This window comes from Enterobacter sp. HK169 (genome assembly GCF_001719105.1).
GTDB classification, from domain to species: Bacteria; Pseudomonadota; Gammaproteobacteria; order Enterobacterales; family Enterobacteriaceae; genus Enterobacter; species Enterobacter asburiae_B.
In genome coordinates, this window is sequence record NZ_CP017087.1 from 1,833,805 (window position 1) to 1,851,512 (window position 17,708).

Annotated in this window: 21 protein-coding genes and 1 other RNA gene; 11 read left to right on the plus strand and 11 right to left on the minus strand. The window is 54.2% G+C overall.

Translation table 11 applies throughout. The features are described from left to right. Positions 1–9: 9 nt before the first annotated feature. A complete protein-coding gene (gene aroF, locus EnteroDNA1_RS08645; RefSeq protein WP_033146251.1) occupies positions 10–1,080 on the minus strand; it encodes a 3-deoxy-7-phosphoheptulonate synthase AroF in 1,071 nt (356 codons plus the stop codon). A gap of 214 nt (positions 1,081–1,294) precedes the next feature. Here aroF and EnteroDNA1_RS08650 point away from each other — a divergent pair, with 214 nt between their 5' ends. From EnteroDNA1_RS08650 to EnteroDNA1_RS08665, 4 genes are all read left to right on the plus strand, one after another. Beyond that, positions 1,295–1,669 carry a DUF2799 domain-containing protein gene (locus EnteroDNA1_RS08650; protein ID WP_064673562.1) on the plus strand — a complete coding sequence of 125 codons (375 nt, stop codon included), beginning with the start codon at positions 1,295–1,297 and terminating at the stop codon, positions 1,667–1,669. 152 nt (positions 1,670–1,821) lie between these two features. Next, a complete protein-coding gene (locus tag EnteroDNA1_RS08655) occupies positions 1,822–2,358 on the plus strand; it encodes a YfiR family protein (RefSeq protein ID WP_197506920.1) in 537 nt (178 codons plus the stop codon). Beyond that, complete coding sequence (gene dgcN, locus EnteroDNA1_RS08660; RefSeq protein ID WP_029741024.1) at positions 2,351–3,571, plus strand: diguanylate cyclase DgcN; 1,221 nt, start codon at positions 2,351–2,353, stop codon at positions 3,569–3,571. The genes EnteroDNA1_RS08655 and dgcN overlap by 8 nt, the downstream gene beginning before the upstream one ends. A 12-nt stretch (positions 3,572–3,583) precedes the next feature. Continuing rightward, positions 3,584–4,069 carry an OmpA family protein gene (locus tag EnteroDNA1_RS08665; RefSeq protein WP_029741023.1) on the plus strand — a complete coding sequence of 162 codons (486 nt, stop codon included), beginning with the start codon at positions 3,584–3,586 and terminating at the stop codon, positions 4,067–4,069. A gap of 2 nt (positions 4,070–4,071) precedes the next feature. On the opposite strand, the gene EnteroDNA1_RS08670 is transcribed toward EnteroDNA1_RS08665, so the two are convergent. The 7 genes from EnteroDNA1_RS08670 to ffh form a co-directional block, all read right to left on the minus strand. Then, on the minus strand, positions 4,072–5,442 hold the full coding sequence (locus EnteroDNA1_RS08670; protein ID WP_064673561.1) for a PepSY-associated TM helix domain-containing protein: 1,371 nt from the start codon (positions 5,440–5,442) through the stop codon (positions 4,072–4,074). Between the two features lie 38 nt (positions 5,443–5,480). Further along, positions 5,481–5,885 (minus strand): DUF2946 domain-containing protein, encoded by a 405-nt coding sequence (locus EnteroDNA1_RS08675; protein WP_064673560.1) that lies wholly within the window; start codon positions 5,883–5,885, stop codon positions 5,481–5,483. A 132-nt stretch (positions 5,886–6,017) separates the two neighbouring features. Beyond that, positions 6,018–6,365 carry a 50S ribosomal protein L19 gene (gene rplS, locus EnteroDNA1_RS08680; protein ID WP_002914145.1) on the minus strand — a complete coding sequence of 116 codons (348 nt, stop codon included), beginning with the start codon at positions 6,363–6,365 and terminating at the stop codon, positions 6,018–6,020. 43 nt (positions 6,366–6,408) lie between these two features. Next, positions 6,409–7,176 carry a tRNA (guanosine(37)-N1)-methyltransferase TrmD gene (gene trmD / locus EnteroDNA1_RS08685; protein ID WP_014832949.1) on the minus strand — a complete coding sequence of 256 codons (768 nt, stop codon included), beginning with the start codon at positions 7,174–7,176 and terminating at the stop codon, positions 6,409–6,411. A gap of 31 nt (positions 7,177–7,207) precedes the next feature. Further along, entirely contained in the window at positions 7,208–7,747 is a 540-nt protein-coding gene (gene rimM, locus EnteroDNA1_RS08690) for a ribosome maturation factor RimM (protein ID WP_029741020.1), read from the minus strand. A gap of 15 nt (positions 7,748–7,762) precedes the next feature. Then, positions 7,763–8,011, minus strand: coding sequence for a 30S ribosomal protein S16 (rpsP, locus tag EnteroDNA1_RS08695; RefSeq protein ID WP_003863133.1), 249 nt, complete (start codon positions 8,009–8,011; stop codon positions 7,763–7,765). Between the two features lie 116 nt (positions 8,012–8,127). Continuing rightward, complete coding sequence (gene ffh, locus EnteroDNA1_RS08700; RefSeq protein WP_064673559.1) at positions 8,128–9,489, minus strand: signal recognition particle protein; 1,362 nt, start codon at positions 9,487–9,489, stop codon at positions 8,128–8,130. 166 nt (positions 9,490–9,655) lie between these two features. On the opposite strand from ffh, the gene EnteroDNA1_RS08705 reads away from it, so the two are divergent. Beyond that, positions 9,656–10,447, plus strand: a complete 792-nt coding sequence (locus tag EnteroDNA1_RS08705; protein ID WP_014884879.1) for a cytochrome C assembly family protein — start codon at positions 9,656–9,658, stop codon at positions 10,445–10,447. Between the two features lie 19 nt (positions 10,448–10,466). Beyond that, positions 10,467–11,753: an HlyC/CorC family transporter gene (locus EnteroDNA1_RS08710; RefSeq protein ID WP_025759264.1), complete on the plus strand. Its 1,287-nt coding sequence runs from the start codon at positions 10,467–10,469 to the stop codon at positions 11,751–11,753. Between the two features lie 51 nt (positions 11,754–11,804). On the opposite strand, the gene grpE is transcribed toward EnteroDNA1_RS08710, so the two are convergent. Next, positions 11,805–12,398, minus strand: coding sequence for a nucleotide exchange factor GrpE (grpE, locus tag EnteroDNA1_RS08715; protein WP_069303193.1), 594 nt, complete (start codon positions 12,396–12,398; stop codon positions 11,805–11,807). 122 nt (positions 12,399–12,520) lie between these two features. On the opposite strand from grpE, the gene nadK reads away from it, so the two are divergent. The 3 genes from nadK to bamE all read left to right on the plus strand — a co-directional run bounded on the left by nadK (position 12,521) and on the right by bamE (position 15,623). Continuing rightward, the gene (nadK, locus tag EnteroDNA1_RS08725) at positions 12,521–13,399 is read left to right on the plus strand and encodes an NAD(+) kinase (RefSeq protein WP_008502500.1); all 879 of its coding nucleotides are present in this window, start codon (positions 12,521–12,523) and stop codon (positions 13,397–13,399) included. Positions 13,400–13,484: 85 nt separating this feature from the next. Beyond that, entirely contained in the window at positions 13,485–15,146 is a 1,662-nt protein-coding gene (recN, locus tag EnteroDNA1_RS08730; protein ID WP_064673558.1) for a DNA repair protein RecN, read from the plus strand. A gap of 138 nt (positions 15,147–15,284) precedes the next feature. Then, entirely contained in the window at positions 15,285–15,623 is a 339-nt protein-coding gene (gene bamE / locus EnteroDNA1_RS08735; RefSeq protein ID WP_008502502.1) for an outer membrane protein assembly factor BamE, read from the plus strand. A 103-nt stretch (positions 15,624–15,726) separates the two neighbouring features. On the opposite strand, the gene EnteroDNA1_RS08740 is transcribed toward bamE, so the two are convergent. Both EnteroDNA1_RS08740 and EnteroDNA1_RS08745 read right to left on the minus strand, forming a co-directional pair. Then, on the minus strand, positions 15,727–16,014 hold the full coding sequence (locus EnteroDNA1_RS08740; RefSeq protein WP_064673557.1) for an RnfH family protein: 288 nt from the start codon (positions 16,012–16,014) through the stop codon (positions 15,727–15,729). Further along, a complete protein-coding gene (locus EnteroDNA1_RS08745; protein ID WP_024908332.1) occupies positions 16,004–16,441 on the minus strand; it encodes a type II toxin-antitoxin system RatA family toxin in 438 nt (145 codons plus the stop codon). Before EnteroDNA1_RS08745 ends, EnteroDNA1_RS08740 begins: the two co-directional genes overlap by 11 nt. 156 nt (positions 16,442–16,597) lie before the next feature. Between EnteroDNA1_RS08745 and smpB the strand changes: the two genes are divergently transcribed. Further along, on the plus strand, positions 16,598–17,080 hold the full coding sequence (smpB, locus tag EnteroDNA1_RS08750; protein ID WP_008502505.1) for an SsrA-binding protein SmpB: 483 nt from the start codon (positions 16,598–16,600) through the stop codon (positions 17,078–17,080). A gap of 89 nt (positions 17,081–17,169) precedes the next feature. Continuing rightward, positions 17,170–17,533: a transfer-messenger RNA gene (gene ssrA, locus EnteroDNA1_RS08755) on the plus strand. The last annotated feature ends 175 nt before the right edge of the window (positions 17,534–17,708 follow it).

Sequence of the window (17,708 nt, forward strand, 5' to 3'; positions counted from 1 at the left end):
ACTAACCTCTTAAGCCAGACGCGTCGCCAGCTGGCCTTTCAAATCTTTGTGGATCTCACGCAGCAGCGCATCGGTGGTTTCCCAGCTGATGCAGGCATCCGTCACGGAGACGCCGTGCTTCATTGCGCTACGCGGTTGTTCAGATGATTGATTGCCTTCATGAATATTGCTCTCAATCATCAGACCGATAATCGAACGGTTGCCATCTTTGATCTGTGCGACCACGGATTCCGCAACCGCAGGCTGGCGACGGTAATCTTTATTTGAATTACCATGACTGCAATCTACCATCAGTGCCGGGCGCAGTCCCGCCTGCTCCATCTCTTTTTCACACTGCGCCACGTCCGCCGGGCTGTAGTTAGGTGCTTTCCCGCCGCGCAGGATCACATGGCCGTCCGGGTTACCCTGCGTTTGCAGGAGGCAGACCTGACCCGCCTGGTTGATACCGACGAAACGGTGCGGCATCGCAGCAGCGCGCATGGCGTTGATCGCCGTCGCCAGGCTGCCATCGGTACCGTTTTTAAAGCCAACCGGCATTGACAGGCCAGACGCCATCTCGCGGTGGGTTTGCGATTCCGTGGTACGCGCGCCAATCGCCGACCAGCTGAACAGATCGCCCAGGTACTGCGGGCTGTTCGGGTCCAGCGCTTCGGTTGCCAGCGGCAGTCCCATGCTGACCAGCTCCACCAGCAGGCGACGCGCAATCTTCAGGCCTGCTTCCACATCAAACGAGCCATCCATGTGCGGATCGTTAATCAACCCTTTCCAGCCGACGGTCGTACGTGGCTTCTCAAAATAGACGCGCATCACCAGATAGAGGCTATCGCTGACCTCCTCCGCTAACGCTTTAAATCGACGAGCATATTCAATGGCGGTTTCAGGATCGTGAATGGAGCAAGGACCGCATACCACCAGCAGGCGCGGATCGCGGCCGGCGATAATGTCAGAAATGGTCTGGCGAGAGTGCTCGATCTGAGCCTCCTGCGCGACGCTCAGCGGAAATTCCGCTTTCAGTTGATCCGGAGTGATTAACACCTGTTCGTCAGTGATATGTACGTTGTTCAGCGCGTCTTTTTGCATGATGGCGATCCTGTAAAGCTCGTTTGCGATAGTTGTTTTCCTCAATGAGGTGAAACCACGATACCATAAAAAGTAAACATTTCAATCCAAAATACGTACACATTACTTTACACATACCAATTTATTGCAAAAATCAGCCAATAAAAACGTAAACTTTAAATTACAGACAGGTTTTCTTTAGCCAGGCTATGCTGAAGAAAAAAGGAGAATGGCTATGCGTTCAATTGCTCTCGCGCTGTTGTCGCTGTTTTTAACGGGCTGTCAGATCAATCCTTACACCTTCCAGCCCGACTGGACCAGCCCATCCTGGTTTGATGCAGGTAAAGAAGACGCCATGAATGGCCTGCCGGTTAAAGATAACCAGGCCCTGGCCGATAGTTTTAACGACACACACGTTGATCGTAGTGAATATCTTCGCGGCTATGCTGATGGTCAGAAGAAAATCTGCGAAGAAGGGTTTATTCACGCCTGGGGATTAGCAGGCAAATCTTTCCCTGCCAGTTGCGATACAGCCGAAAACGCGGCAAAACTGCGTGCGTCATGGCAGCAAGGGATGGATGAAAGTATGCGCTCCAGCAGACTGAATTAATCTATTTTTATCCACCGGAAAATAAACAACAGTAGGATTTAGCTTAGGTCGGCCTCATGCTATTTCTGACATAATGACGGCCCTGATAAACAATGGTATTCTGCCCGCAACTCTTAAGGACATCTATTTCCAGAGCGATGTGGCGGATTCTGGTGAGAAATTTATTCTTGATCTCTTTTTTCCGACTCACTCTGGTGATAATGCTGTTCCTTATGGTGGGCCCTGCGGCGGCAGGCACGCTTACGGAAACGGATAAATCGGTACGCTCGATTGTCTCAGGCATCGTGAGCTATACGCGATGGCCGTCACTTTCCGGTCAGCCTAAACTCTGCGTCTACGCCACTTCGCACTATACGCACGCCCTCAGCGGCGATGAGGGGCATAGCGAGTTACCTTATACTCCCGTTATTGTACGTAACGATCAGGAAGCCCTGGCCGCGACGTGCGATGCGATCTATTTCGGGTCTGAATCACCGGCAAAACAAATTGAATTAATAAGTCAATATCAGGGCAGAGCGTTGCTATTAATCTCAGAGCAAAATCCGGAATGTGTAATTGGCAGTGCCTTTTGCCTGATAATCGATCGCGGCCAGGTACGGTTCGCCGTCAATCTGGATGCATTGACGCGCAGTGGCGTAAGAGTCAATCCGGATGTATTAATGCTTGCACGGAATAAGCAGCATGGATAAAGATTTCACTTCAACGCCACGTCCGACGTTTAAAAGAACGTTGAGGCGAAACAGCATGATAAGCGTCATCATCACGATGACGTTAATATGGCTGCTGCTCTGTTTTGCTTCCGTCGTGACGTTAAAACAATACGCGCAAAAGAATCTCGAATTAACCGGCGCAACAATGAGCCACAGCCTGGAAGCCTCGCTGGTGTTCAACGACTCGCTGGCGGCCAACGAAACGCTGGCTGCGCTGGGCAAACAGGGGCAGTTTGCCGTGGCCGAGGTCATTAACGCGCATAAAAAGCGGTTTGCCTACTGGTCCTGGAACCCGGAGGACAACAACGACACGCTGGGCGCACTGGTCAGCCGCTGGCTTTTCCCCGTACCGGTTGCGCAGCCCATCATGCATAACGGCGCAACGATCGGCGAAATTCGCCTGACCGCGCGTGACAGCCTGATCGGCCATTTCATCTGGATGTCGTTTGCCGTTCTGACCGGCTGCATTCTCTTTGCAACCGTCGTCGCGCTCACTATTACCCAGTCTTTGCACCATGGGATGGTCACGGCCCTGCAAAACATCACTGACGTCGTGCATGACGTTCGTACTAATCGCAACTTCTCCCGCCGGGTGAAAGACGGCCGTATCGAAGAGTTTCACCAGTTTGGTGAGGACTTCAACAGCCTTCTGGATGAGATGGAGGAGTGGCAACTGAAGCTTCAGGCGAAAAACGCCCAGCTGCTGCGAACCGCCATGCACGACCCGCTCACCGGTCTTGCCAACCGCGCGGCGTTTCGTAACAGCATTGCAGCCTTAATGAACGACCCTTCAGCTAAAACAAACTCGGCCCTGCTCTTCCTTGACGGTGATAATTTTAAGTTTATTAACGACACCTGGGGACACGCGGCAGGCGACTGCGTGCTGATAGAAGTCGCCAGCAGGATGATGGAGTTTGGCGACAAACGTCACCAGGCTTACCGCCTTGGCGGTGACGAATTCGCCATGGTGCTGTACGGCGTACACTCTGAGCTCGAGGTTCAACACATTTGTGCTGCGCTATCGCAGCAGTTTATCCGTCCGTTTGATCTTCATAACGGACAAAAAGCATCGATGTCACTCAGCATTGGCTTTGCTCTGGCGTGGGAAAATGCTTCCGTGGAAGCATTACTGGAGAGGGCTGACCGCAACATGTATCAGGTGAAAAACCAGCGTACGAAAACAACAAGTTAGAAAGGATACACTATGTTAAAACGTTACTTCGCGCCGATAGTTCTGGCCTCACTGGTTCTGGCAGGCTGTCAGTCGCCCCCGGAAGGCAAATTCACTCCTGAGCAAATTTCGGCGATGAAGTCTTACGGTTTTAACGAACTGAACGGTGACTGGTCACTTGGCATGTCGGACACCATCCTGTTTGATAAAAATGACGCCAGACTGCGCCCGGAAAGTGAAACGCAGATCCAGTCCATGGCCTCTCGCCTGGCGGAAACCGGCCTGAACCACGCGCGAATGGACGGTCACACGGATAACTACGGTGAAGAAAGCTACAACGAAGCGCTGTCGTTAAAACGCGCCAATGCCGTGGCCGATGCCTGGGCGAAGGGTGCAAATATCCCGCGCAGCAATCTCACCACGCGGGGGTTAGGTCAAAAATATCCGGTTGCGAGCAACAGTACCCCGCAAGGGCGCGCTGAAAACCGCCGCGTCGCAGTGGTGATCAGCACGCCATAGGGTTATTTAGCGGATGATTCGGCGAGCGTCACCCTGGTTGCCGCTCGCCAGCGCAGCCAGTCCACCAGAACAAACAGCGCCAGACTCACGCCCATGACCGGCAAGGCCAGCCCCAGCAGTATGCTGATTATCACCGTAATCCCTCTTCCCCACCCTGACAGCGCCAGCCAGCTCTGGCAAAGCGTCTGCACCGGATCCACGGCCGACCGTGCCGGACGACGCATCCACCACATCCGGTAACCCCAGACGATGAGCACGCACAGGGTGAGGCCGAACGCCACCAGCAGCAGCTGATTCACCAGCCCGAATAAGATCCCCATATGGAAATCCACGCCCCAGCGGGTCAGTTTTGCCATTAACGGGAAATCCTCGAATCGGGTTCTGTCCAGGATCTGCATCGTTGAAGAATCAACCGCAACGGCGTCCACCTGAGTCGGCCAGCTGCGATCGATTTCCGTCACGGTCCAGGCGCTATCCGCCGTTTTTGCCGGGCGGATCTCCAGCCTGTTGGCATCAATTCCTGCGTTACGCGCCGCGCTTAATACTCCGTCAAACTGCGTCAGATCCATCGCCATTTCCGGCATCATCATGCCGCCGTGATGGCCCCGGTGTTCGGCGTGCTCATCCACGATCTTCTGTTGACCGGAAAGCGTCGTGTTCACCTGCGGGGTGAGCCAGTTCATCTCTGCCCGCAGCTTATCAACATTCCCGCCTGCCCACTGGGACCAGGTCAGGCCGGTTGCTGAGAACAACAGCATTCCGCCCAGCAGACTCCAGCCCAGCGTCACGTGCATCCGACGACGATTCTGGAAGCGATTATTGATTCGCCGTTTGGGTCGGGTATAAAACCACAGGGCAGCACCGCCCAGCGCGGCAACCCACATCCAGGAGGCGGCAAGCTCGCTGTAGAGCCGCCCCACGTCGCCCAGCATCAGAGAGGTATGCAGGTAATCAATGGTCTGACGCAGCGGTAAAATCCCGCTGGTGCCGTATACCGTCATATCTCCCAGCACCGCCAGGCTTACCGGATCAATAAAAATAGCCCGGTTTTCCGATGGCCCAAGCGTCGGGTCGGCAAACATCACGCGGGTGGTTTCGCCTTCAGCCAGCCCGGGACGCACGGCGTGCAAATGCACATCTGATCCAACGTTTTTTTCCGCCACGGCGATTTGCTCCGCCAGCGGCTGCGGCACGCCCACGGAATCCGTGTGGAGCGCGTGCCGGTAGAGCGCATTCTCCAGCTGCGGGGTCGCCACATACAGCGTACCGGTCAGCGCGGCAAAGAAGATAAACGGACCAACAAAAAGCCCGACGTAGAAATGGAGGCGACGCAGCAGGTTTCCCCATGCCGCGCGCGGAGTGCAGGTAGTCATACTTTTCCTTTTTAAGGCAAAAAGTTATCGATTTAGTTTTAAAGGGAAAAAGCAGACTGCCGCGGCGGCGCGCGGGTATCAGGGTAAAGCCAGGGGAAAAAGTGCCAGTGGCTGACCGCCTGGCGCGGCGGCTTAATGCGAAGCCTCTGTAATACCGCGCTGAGCAGGACGATCAGCGCCAGCATCACGCCAGGGACATGCGCTAACAGCACGCAGTAGCCGCACGCTTCCGCATGGTCGACAGGCATCGTATGCGGCATATCGCCCTGATGCTCGTCCATCGACATCATGCTCATGTCATGATGCATGCCCGGCATCGCGCTCATGGGATCTTTCTGCAAGGAGACGGAGATAAGCGGCGCCACCACGATCAGCAGGATCGCAAACAGCGCGGTCAATGCCGCTACGCGCTTCCGGTCAGGCTGATGCAGTACGTTATCCACGTCCCCTCCATTCAAGAGGCAAGCATTGTAAATGATTTATGACAAAAGGGTTAACGTGAGAAATGCGCAGGGATAAAAAAAGGGCCAGCCTTTCGGCCAGCCCTTTCTAACAGGATGTCGCTTAAGCGAATCTTAGTTCAGACGCTCTTTAATACGAGCAGACTTACCAGTACGCTCACGCAGGTAGTACAGTTTAGCTTTACGTACAGCACCACGACGTTTAACAGCAATGCTGTCAACTACCGGAGAGTGAGTCTGGAAGACACGCTCAACGCCTTCGCCGTTGGAAATTTTACGAACAGTGAATGCAGAGTGCAGACCGCGGTTACGAATAGCGATAACCACGCCCTCGAATGCCTGCAGACGTTTTTTGGAACCTTCAACAACCCATACTTTCACTTCCACGGTGTCACCTGGACGGAAGGAAGGTACGTCCTGCTTCATCTGCTCTTGTTCAAGTTGCTTAATAATGTTGCTCATAATTTAATCTCTTATCCTGGGTAAACTGATATTCGGGAGCGTATTACGCATTCCCATCATGTTCATGCTGCTGGTGCGCGTGTTCAGTTTTGAACTCGGCCAGCAACTTTGCTTGCTCTTCAGTCAGAGCCAGGTTTTCCAGAAGTTCAGGTCTTCTAAGCCAGGTTCGGCCCAGCGACTGCTTCAAACGCCAGCGACGTATCTCGGCATGGTTTCCAGACAGTAACACCGCCGGTACTTCCATCCCTTCTAACACTTCAGGACGAGTATAGTGTGGACAGTCCAGCAACCCATCGGCAAAGGAATCTTCCGTTGCCGAAGCTTCATGGCCCAGAACCCCCGGAATGAACCGGGCGACGGAGTCAATCAGCGTCATTGCGGGTAACTCACCACCGCTGAGAACGTAATCGCCGATAGACCATTCTTCGTCAATCTCGGTTTGAATTACGCGCTCATCTATTCCTTCGTAGCGCCCACAGACCAGAATCAGCTTTTGATTCGTCGCCAGTTCGCTCACGCCCGCTTGATCAAGCTTGCGTCCCTGAGGTGACAGATAAATCACCTTTGCGCCTTCACCTGCCGCGGCTTTTGCTGTGTGAATGGCGTCCCGTAAGGGTTGCACCATCATTAGCATCCCCGGTCCGCCGCCGTAAGGACGATCGTCCACGGTACGGTGCCGGTCATGAGTAAAGTCACGAGGACTCCAGCTCTGGATGCTCAGCAGGCCATTCTTTACTGCCCGGCCAGTTACCCCGTAATCGGTAATCGCGCGGAACATTTCAGGAAACAGGCTAATTATGCCAATCCACATAGCGCCGTCTTTTACCGTTTATCCGGAGAATTTAAAAACCAGGATCCCAATCTACTTCAATGGTTTGAGTAGTGAGATCGACTTTCTTGATAACCTGTCCATCGAGGAACGGAACCAACCGCTCCTTGATGCCAAATGCATCTTTCAGGTTTGCCTTAATGACGAGAACGTCATTTGACCCGGTTTCCATCATATCGATGACTTTCCCCAGGCTGTAGCCTTCGGTAGTGACTACCTGGCAACCCATAAGGTCTTTCCAGTAGTAGTCGCCCTCTTCCAGCTGTGGCAACTGCGACGAATCCACGACAATTTCACAATTAGTCAGCGCATTCGCAGCATCACGATCGTCAACGCCTTTCAGCTTGATGATGATGTCCTGATTGTGGTGACGCCAGCTTTCCAGCTCGACCTCTTCCCACTTACCGCCTTTCTGGATAAACCAGGGCTGGTAATCAAAAATGCTATCAGCGTCTTCAGTGGAGGAAAACACTCTGAGCCAACCACGGATACCGTAGCAAGAACCCATTTTTCCCAATACGATCGGTTCAACAGGTGCTTTATTGCTCATCATGACCACCGTGACAGATTAAGCTGCTTTGTTTGCTGCTTTGATCAGCGTAGCAACGCGATCGGAAACAGTAGCGCCCTGGCCAACCCAGTGAGCGATACGATCCAGATCCAGACGAGTTTCTTCTTCTGCGCCAGCGGCCAGTGGGTTGAAGAAACCAACGCGCTCGATGAAGCGACCGTTGCGTGCATTACGGCTGTCAGTCACAACAACCTGGTAGAACGGACGCTTTTTAGCGCCGTGACGAGCTAAACGAATAGTTACCATAACATCCTCTTGTGTGAATAAAACAACCGGGCCCCATCGAGGAACGGAGCCCGGGTGTCATATTAAAAGCCCGAAAATTTTACTCATTTTCGGGCAAAAAGCAATCTCAAAAGCGATTAACGCCCTGGAAAACCGGGGGGCATCATGCCTTTCATGCCGCGCATCATCTTCGCCATGCCGCCTTTCTTCATTTTCTTCATCATGCGCTGCATGTCGTCGAACTGTTTAAGAAGACGGTTAACGTCCTGCACCTGCATGCCGCAACCGGCTGCGATACGGCGTTTACGGGAACCTTTGATGATATCCGGGTTAGCGCGCTCTTTCAGCGTCATCGAGTTAATGATCGCCTCCATACGCACCAGCACCTTGTCATCCATCTGCGCTTTCACGTTGTCAGGGATCTGGCCCATGCCCGGCAGTTTGCCCATCAGGCTGGCCATGCCGCCCATGTTTTTCATCTGACGCAGCTGCTCAAGGAAGTCGGTAAGATCGAAACCGTCACCTTTTTTCAGCTTGCTGGCCAGCTTCTCGGCCTGCGCGCGGTCAACCTTGCTCTCGATATCTTCGATCAGCGACAGCACGTCGCCCATGCCGAGGATACGGGAGGCAATACGATCCGGGTGGAACGGCTCGAGCGCTTCAGTTTTCTCGCCCACGCCGAGGAATTTAATCGGCTTACCGGTGATGTGACGAATCGAGAGCGCCGCACCGCCGCGGGCGTCACCGTCCACTTTAGTCAGCACCACGCCGGTTAGCGGCAGCGCTTCGTTAAACGCTTTCGCGGTATTCGCCGCATCCTGACCGGTCATGGCATCGACAACGAACAGGGTCTCTACCGGGTTGATAGAGGCATGCACCTGCTTAATCTCGTCCATCATCGCTTCGTCAACGTGTAGACGACCGGCGGTATCCACCAGCAGCACGTCGTAGAATTTCAGCTTCGCTTCTTTCAGCGCCGCGTTAACGATGTCGACAGGCTTCTGCGCCACGTCGGACGGGAAGAAATCTACGCCGACCTGTTCGGCCAGAGTTTCCAGCTGTTTGATCGCCGCCGGGCGATAGACGTCCGCAGAAACCACCAGCACTTTCTTCTTGTGCTTTTCATGCAGGAATTTACCCAGCTTACCGACGCTGGTCGTTTTACCCGCACCCTGCAGGCCCGCCATCAGCACCACGGCCGGCGGCTGAGCCGCCAGGTTAAGCACCTGGTTCTCTTCGCCCATCGCCGAAACCAGTTCATTACGAACGATTTTGACGAATTCCTGGCCCGGGGTCAGGCTCTTGTTAACTTCATGACCAACCGCCTTCTCTTTAACGCGGTTGATAAAATCACGAACAACCGGCAACGCGACGTCTGCTTCCAGCAGCGCCATGCGCACTTCGCGCAGCGTTTCCTTGATGTTCTCTTCAGTAAGGCGTCCGCGGCCGCTGATGTTGCGCAGCGTGCGCGACAAACGATCGGTTAAATTATCAAACATTGTCTCTCGCCTGAGTAGAAACGTTGGGCCGCCATGGGCGACACATACACAGAATTTTGCCGGAGTATAACATGAAGGCGCCTTTGTTGTTATGCAACGGTTGGAGCAGGCGTCACGTAACGTTATACTGCTTCTCTTTCTTATTAAGACAACTGTCGATGCCTATATGCCTGTTTTCGCACTGATCGCCCTTGTTGCCTACTCTGTCAGCCTCGCGCTGATCGTTCCCGGACTGCTGCAAAAAAACAGCGGCTGGCGGCGCATGGCTATTCTTTCCGCGGTGATCGCACTGATCAGCCACGCGTTTGCGCTGGAATCACGCATCATTCCCGGCGACGGCAGCGTGCAAAACCTGAGCGTCCTCAACGTCGGCTCGCTGGTCAGCCTGATGATCTGTACGGTAATGACCATCGTCGCGTCTAAAAATCGCGGCTGGCTGCTGCTGCCGATTGTCTATACCTTCGCGCTGATCAATCTGGCCCTCGCCACCTTTATGCCTAATGAATTTATTACGCATCTGGAGGCCACCCCGGGGATGCTGGTGCATATCGGCCTGTCGCTCTTTGCCTACGCGACGCTGATCATCGCCGCGCTTTACGCCATGCAGCTCGCCTGGATTGACTATCAGCTGAAAAACAAAAAGCTGGCGTTTAACCATGAGATGCCGCCGCTGATGGTCATTGAGCGTAAGATGTTCCACATCACCCAGGTGGGCGTGGTGCTGCTGACGCTGACGCTCTGCACGGGCCTGTTCTACATGAAGAACCTGTTTAGCGTGGAGAATATCGATAAAGCAGTGCTCTCCATCATCGCGTGGTTTGTCTATATTGTCCTGTTATGGGGCCATTATCATGAAGGCTGGCGCGGTCGTCGCGTGGTCTGGTTCAACGTCGCGGGTGCGGGCATTCTCACCCTTGCCTATTTTGGCAGCCGCTTCATACAGCAATTTGCTGGCTAAGTAACAAAAGGAGTTCCCCCTGGAACACATCTCTACCACCACGCTGATCGTTATCCTGATCGTCATGGTGGTCATCTCCGCCTATTTCTCCGGCTCGGAAACCGGCATGATGACCTTAAACCGCTACCGGTTACGTCATCGTGCTAAACAGGGTAACCGTGCCGCTCGTCGCGTTGAAAAACTGCTTCGCAAGCCGGATCGCCTGATAAGCCTGGTGCTCATCGGCAACAACCTTGTCAACATTCTGGCCTCCGCCCTCGGCACCATCGTTGGGATGCGCCTGTACGGCAACGCCGGGGTGGCGATTGCCACCGGCGTGCTGACGTTCGTGGTGCTGGTGTTTGCCGAAGTGCTGCCGAAAACCATCGCCGCGCTTTACCCGGAGAAAGTCGCCTACCCGAGCAGCTTCCTGCTGGCACCGCTGCAGATCCTGATGATGCCCCTGGTCTGGCTGCTGAACATGGTAACGCGCGTACTGATGCGGATGGTGGGAATCAAAGCCGATGTCACCATCAGCAGCGCGCTCAGCAAAGAGGAGCTGCGCACCATCGTGAATGAATCCCGCTCGCAGATCTCCCGGCGCAATCAGGACATGCTCCTGTCAGTGCTGGATCTGGAAAAGGTGAGCGTCAACGACATCATGGTGCCGCGTAACGAAATCGTCGGTATCGACATCAATGACGACTGGAAAGCCATCGTTCGCCAGCTGACGCACTCCCCGCACGGGCGCATTGTGCTGTATCGCGATTCGCTGGATGACGCCATCAGCATGCTGCGCGTGCGCGAAGCCTACCGTCTGATGACCGAGAAAAAAGAGTTCACCAAAGAGGTGATGCTGCGCGCCGCCGACGAGATTTACTACGTGCCGGAAGGAACCCCGCTCAGCACGCAGCTGGTGAAATTCCAGCGCAACAAGAAGAAGGTCGGCCTGGTGGTCAACGAGTACGGCGACATTCAGGGGCTGGTGACGGTCGAAGATATTCTGGAAGAGATTGTCGGGGACTTTACTACGTCAATGTCACCTTCCCTCGCGGAAGAGGTCACCCCGCAAAACGACGGCTCGGTGCTGATTGACGGTAGCGCGAACATTCGCGAACTCAATAAAGCCTTTAACTGGCATTTACCGGAAGATGAGGCTCGCACGATTAACGGGATGATTCTGGAAGCGCTGGAAGAGATCCCGGCGGCGGGCACGCGGGTGCGCATTGAGCAGTACGATATTGATATCCTGGACGTGCAGGACAATATGATTAAGCAGGTGAAAGTCCTGCCCGTAAAACCCCTGCGCGAAAGTATCGCTGAGTAAGGCTGTAGGCCGGGTAAGGCGAAACCGCCACCCGGCACTACGAATGGCAAATTACGCTTTCGCTTTCGCCACGGTCACCATCGCAGCGCGAATGGTACGGCCGTTCAGGGTGTAACCTTTCTGCATCACGCCCAGCACTTTACCGGCTTCGACCTCTTCGGACTCCACCATTGCAATCGCCTGGTGAACGTTTGGATCCAGCGGTACGTCGGTATCGGTAATCACTTCCACGCCAAACTTACGTACCACGTCGAGCATGGATTTCAGCGTCAGTTCAATACCTTCGATCATCGCCGCGTTGTCCGGATTCGCTTTGTCAGCCACTTCCAGCGCGCGATCGAGGCTATCAATAACCGGCAGCAGTTCGTTGACGAATTTCTCCAGCGCAAATTTATGCGCCTTCTCAACGTCCTGCTCGGTACGACGACGCAGGTTTTCCATTTCCGCCTTGATGCGCAGAACACCATCGCGTTCGCGATTCTGTGCTTCTACCAGCTGGGCTTCCAGATTCGCAATTTTTTCATCGCGCGGGTCCACCTGCTCAGCAGATGCGTCTGGCTCTACAGCCTCAACTTCATCGTGCTGTTCCGTGATAATTTCTTCAGGGGCTTGCCCCTCAGGCGTTTTCTGTTCTTTACTACTCATGAATTTCTCCGCGTTTTTCTGCATTCATCTCGCTAACTTCGCTTATTATGGGGATCAGTTTCCGGGATTCAAGGGAACAAGACAGATTGTCATCATTCATCAGGCACAAGGACCTCCAGAAAATGAATAATCATTTCAGGTGTATTGGGATCGTCGGGCATCCGCGTCACCCTACCGCACTAACGACACATGAAATGTTGTATCGCTGGTTGTGTAGCAAAGGCTATGAAGTGATGGTCGAGCAGCAGATTGCGCAGGAGCTGCAGCTGAAGAGCGTCAAAACCGGCACGCTGGCGGAAATTGGTCAACAGGCCGATCTCGCCGTGGTGGTGGGCGGCGACGGCAACATGCTCGGCGCAGCCCGCACGCTGGCGCGTTATGACATTAAGGTCATCGGCATCAACCGTGGCAATCTCGGCTTTTTAACCGATCTCGACCCGGACAATGCGCAGCAGCAGCTGGCCGACGTGCTGGAAGGCCACTATATCAGTGAGAAACGCTTTTTACTGGAAGCGCAGGTGTGCCAGCAGGACTGCCAGAAGCGCATCAGCACCGCGATTAACGAGGTGGTTCTTCACCCCGGGAAAGTGGCGCACATGATTGAATTCGAAGTTTATATCGACGAAATCTTTGCTTTTTCCCAGCGTTCCGACGGGCTGATTATCTCCACTCCGACCGGCTCAACCGCCTACTCGCTTTCTGCCGGCGGCCCGATCCTGACGCCCTCGCTGGATGCCATTACCCTGGTGCCGATGTTCCCGCACACGCTCTCCGCCCGCCCGCTGGTCATCAACGGCGACAGCACGATACGTCTGCGCTTCTCGCACCGCCGTAACGACCTGGAGATCAGCTGCGACAGCCAGATAGCGCTGCCGATCCAGGAAGGTGAAGATGTCCTTATTCGTCGGTGTGATTACCATCTGAATCTGATTCACCCGAAAGATTACAGCTATTTCAACACATTAAGCTCGAAGCTTGGCTGGTCAAAAAAATTGTTCTGATTTTGCATCCAGTACTTTACTGTATAAAAAACCAGTTTATACTGTATGAAAACACAGTTATGGTTTTTCATACAGGAAAACAATTATGCTGGCACAACTGACCATCAGCAACTTTGCCATTGTTCGTGAGCTTGAGATCGATTTCCACAGCGGCATGACGGCGATCACCGGGGAAACCGGTGCAGGTAAATCCATTGCCATTGATGCCCTCGGCTTGTGCCTTGGTGGCCGCGCAGAGGGCGACATGGTGCGCATGGGCGCAAACCGTGCCGACCTGTGCGCCCGTTTCTCCCTGAAAGACACCCCTGCCGCCCAGCGCTGGCTGGAACAGAACCAGCTTGAAGATGGACGTGAGTGTTTACTTCGCCGCGTGATCAGCAGCGACGGTCGTTCACGTGGCTTTATCAACGGTACGGCGGTTCCGCTCTCCCAGCTTCGCGAACTCGGCCAGCTGCTTATCCAGATCCACGGTCAGCACGCGCACCAGCAACTCGTCAAACCTGAACAGCAGAAAGCGCTGCTGGATGGCTATGCGGGTGAGTACGCGCTTACTCAGCTTATGGCGGAGCACTATCGCCAGTGGCATCAGAGCTGCCGCGAGCTCGCCCAGCACCAGCAGCAAAGCCAGGAGCGCGCCGCACGTGCGGAGCTGCTGGCGTACCAGCTTAAAGAGCTGAACGAATTCAACCCACAGCCGGGTGAGTTTGAGCAAATCGACGAAGAGTACAAACGTCTGGCGAACAGCGGCCACCTGCTCTCAACCAGCCAGAATGCGCTCAACCTGCTGGCGGACGGCGAAGACGTGAACCTGCAAAGCCAGCTGTATAACGTCCGCCAGCTCATTACCGAACTGGTTGGCATGGACAGCAAGCTTTCTGGCGTCCTGGATATGCTGGAAGAAGCGGCCATTCAGATCTCCGAAGCCAGTGACGAACTGCGCCACTACTGTGAACGTCTGGATCTCGACCCGAACCGTCTGTTTGAGCTGGAGCAGCGCATTTCCCGTCAAATTTCACTGGCGCGCAAGCACCACGTCACGCCGGAAGAGCTGCCAGGATTCTATCAGTCTCTGCTGGAAGAACAGCAGCAGCTTGACGATCAGGCTGGCTCGCAGGAAACCCTCTCTCTCGCGGTGAACCTGCATCATGAACAGGCGCTGGCGACAGCGCAAAAGCTGCATGAAATCCGTCAGCATTACGCCCAGGAGCTAAGCCAGCACATCACCGACAGCATGCACACGCTGGCGATGCCGCACGGTATCTTCACCATTGATGTCCGCTTTGAAGAGAACCACCTGACGGCAGAAGGTGCGGACCGCATCGAGTTCCGCGTCACCACCAACCCGGGGCAGCCGCTGCAGGCTATCTCCAAAGTGGCATCCGGCGGTGAACTGTCGCGTATTGCGCTGGCGATTCAGGTGATTACCGCGCGTAAAATGGAAACCCCGGCGCTGATTTTCGATGAAGTGGATGTCGGCATCAGCGGCCCAACGGCGGCGGTGGTGGGTAAACTGCTGCGCCAGCTAGGCGAATCAACGCAGGTGATGTGTGTCACCCACCTGCCGCAGGTCGCAGGCTGTGGTCATCATCACTTTATCGTCAGCAAAGAAACTGACGGTGAAATGACCGAAACGCATATGAAGCCGCTGGATAAACGTGCGCGTCTGCAGGAGCTTGCTCGCCTGCTCGGCGGCAGCGAAGTCACCCGCAATACGCTCGCGAACGCGAAAGAACTGCTGGCGGCATAAACTTTTTCGGGATCTCAGGGTCATACAGAACAACAAAAACGCCGCCAGACCGGTTTCAAAGTGGGGCAAGGTCTATTATCATCGGCATATTACATATGAGCCGCGTTCTGCTCGGGCCCGAAAAGGAATCAAATCACTATGCGTTGTAAAATGCTGACCGCTGCCGCAGCGGTTCTTCTGATGTTGACCGCAGGCTGTTCCACTCTGGAGAAAGTGGTTTACCGTCCTGACATCAACCAGGGGAACTACCTTACCCCTAACGATGTGTCCAAAATCCGTGTGGGGATGACACAACAGCAGGTCGCTTATGCACTGGGAACCCCGATGATGTCCGATCCGTTCGGCACTAACACCTGGTTCTATGTATTCCGTCAGAAGCCGGGCCACGAAGATGCGACCCAGCAGACCCTGACGCTGACCTTCAGCAGCGCCGGTGTGTTGACCAACATCGACAACAAGCCTGCCCTGACCAAATAATCAGAAGTCAGAAATGCAAAAAGGTGCTCATTGAGCACCTTTTTTGTTTTTCTTTTATCCCCTCGCCCCTTTGGGGAGAGGGTCAGGGTGAGGGGAAAACACGCTACTTACCCGATTTCTCCGCGCGCTGACGTCGCAGCTCTTTCGGGTCAGCAATCAGCGGGCGATAAATCTCAACCCGGTCGCCCTCTTTCAGCACATCACCCAGCTTCACCGGACGGCTATAAATCCCGACCTTATTTTTCGCCAGGTCGATATCGCTGCGAAGTTCGAGGATGCCGGACGCGCGGATAGCCACCTCAACGGTTGCCCCCTCTTCCAGCGTCACGCGCTGCAGATACTGCTTCTCCGGCAGCGCATACACTACTTCTACAGCAATCTTATGCGACACTGTAAACCTCTTTGGCGCGGGTGGTGAACGCCTGAACCATATTCGAGGCCAGCTCTTTAAAGATGCGGCCAAACGCCAGCTCAATCAGCTTATTGGTAAATTCAAAGTCCAGCTGGAACTCGATGCGACAGGCGTCAGCGCTCAGCGGCGTAAACTTCCAGCCCCCCATCAGGGTTTTAAACGGACCATCCACCAGATGCATCAAAATACTCTGATTGCTGGTCAGCGTATTGCGGGTGGTGAACGTCTTGCTGATCCCCGCTTTGGAGACATCCACCGCCGCAGTCATCTGAGTCGGGCCGGACTCCAGAACGCGGCTCCCGGTGCACCCCGGAATAAATTCTGGATAAGACTGAACGTCGTTCACTAACTGATACATTTGTTCCGCGCTGTAAGGCACAAGCGCAGTACGGCTAATCTGAGGCATAGCATTTCCCATGGTCACACAACGGACAAATAATAACATTTATCACCTGTTAAAAAAACGCTAAGCCTCATCTCGTGCTAAGATAGCGCGTTAGACCTCACAGGACGCAATGAGGTGACTTTTTGAAATCAGATTACCGACGGCTTTACGACACTTATGACGAAGAAAAAAGCACATAAACCAGGCTCGGCGACCATTGCGCTCAACAAGCGTGCTCGCCACGAGTATTTCATTGAAGAAGAATTCGAAGCTGGCCTTGCGTTGCAGGGCTGGGAAGTAAAATCGCTGCGCGCCGGGAAAGCCAACATCGGCGATAGCTACGTGATCCTGAAAGATGGTGAAGCCTTCCTGTTCGGCGCGAACTTTACGCCGCTGACCGTCGCCTCCTCACACTACGTGTGTGACCCAACGCGCACGCGTAAATTGCTGCTGAACAAGCGTGAGCTGGAATCCCTCTACGGACGCATCAACCGTGAAGGTTTTACCGTGGTCGCCCTGTCGCTGTACTGGAAAAACGCCTGGTGCAAAGTGAAAGTTGGCGTCGCGAAGGGTAAAAAACAGCACGACAAACGTACTGACCTGAAAGAGCGCGAGTGGCAGCTTGATAAAGCGCGCATCATGAAAAACGCAGGACGTTGATTCTGCACACTTATTGTACTATTCAATAAGTTAGCGTTCCGGGCTGGTATCCAGGAAGTGAAATCTGGTATACTAAGTTCAACACTATTGGGGCTGATTCTGGATTCGACGGGATTTGCGAAACCCAAGGTGCATGCCGAGGGGCGGTTTGCCTCGTTAAAAGCCGCAAAAAAATAGTCGCAAACGACGAAAACTACGCTTTAGCAGCTTAATAACCTGCTCTGAGCCCTCTCTCCCTAGCTTCCGCTCTTAAGACGGGGATCAAAGAGAGGTCAAACCCAAAAGAGATCGCGTGGAAGCCCTGCCTGGGGTTGAAGCGTTAAAACTAATCAGGCTAGTTCGTTAGTGGCGTGTCTGTCCGCAGCTGGCGTGCGAATGTAAAGACAAACTAAGCATGTAGTACCGAGGATGTAGAAATTTCGGACGCGGGTTCAACTCCCGCCAGCTCCACCAAAATTCTCCATCGGTGATTACCAGAGTCATCCGATGAAGTCCTAAGAGCCCGCACGGCGCAAGCCCTGCGGGCTTTTTTGTGCCCTCAATTTGTCCCGCGAAGTCCGAAGAGAACTAATTAAATCCGAACCTTTTAGGCACCTTGTTAGGCACCTCATAAAGCTATATTGTTTTT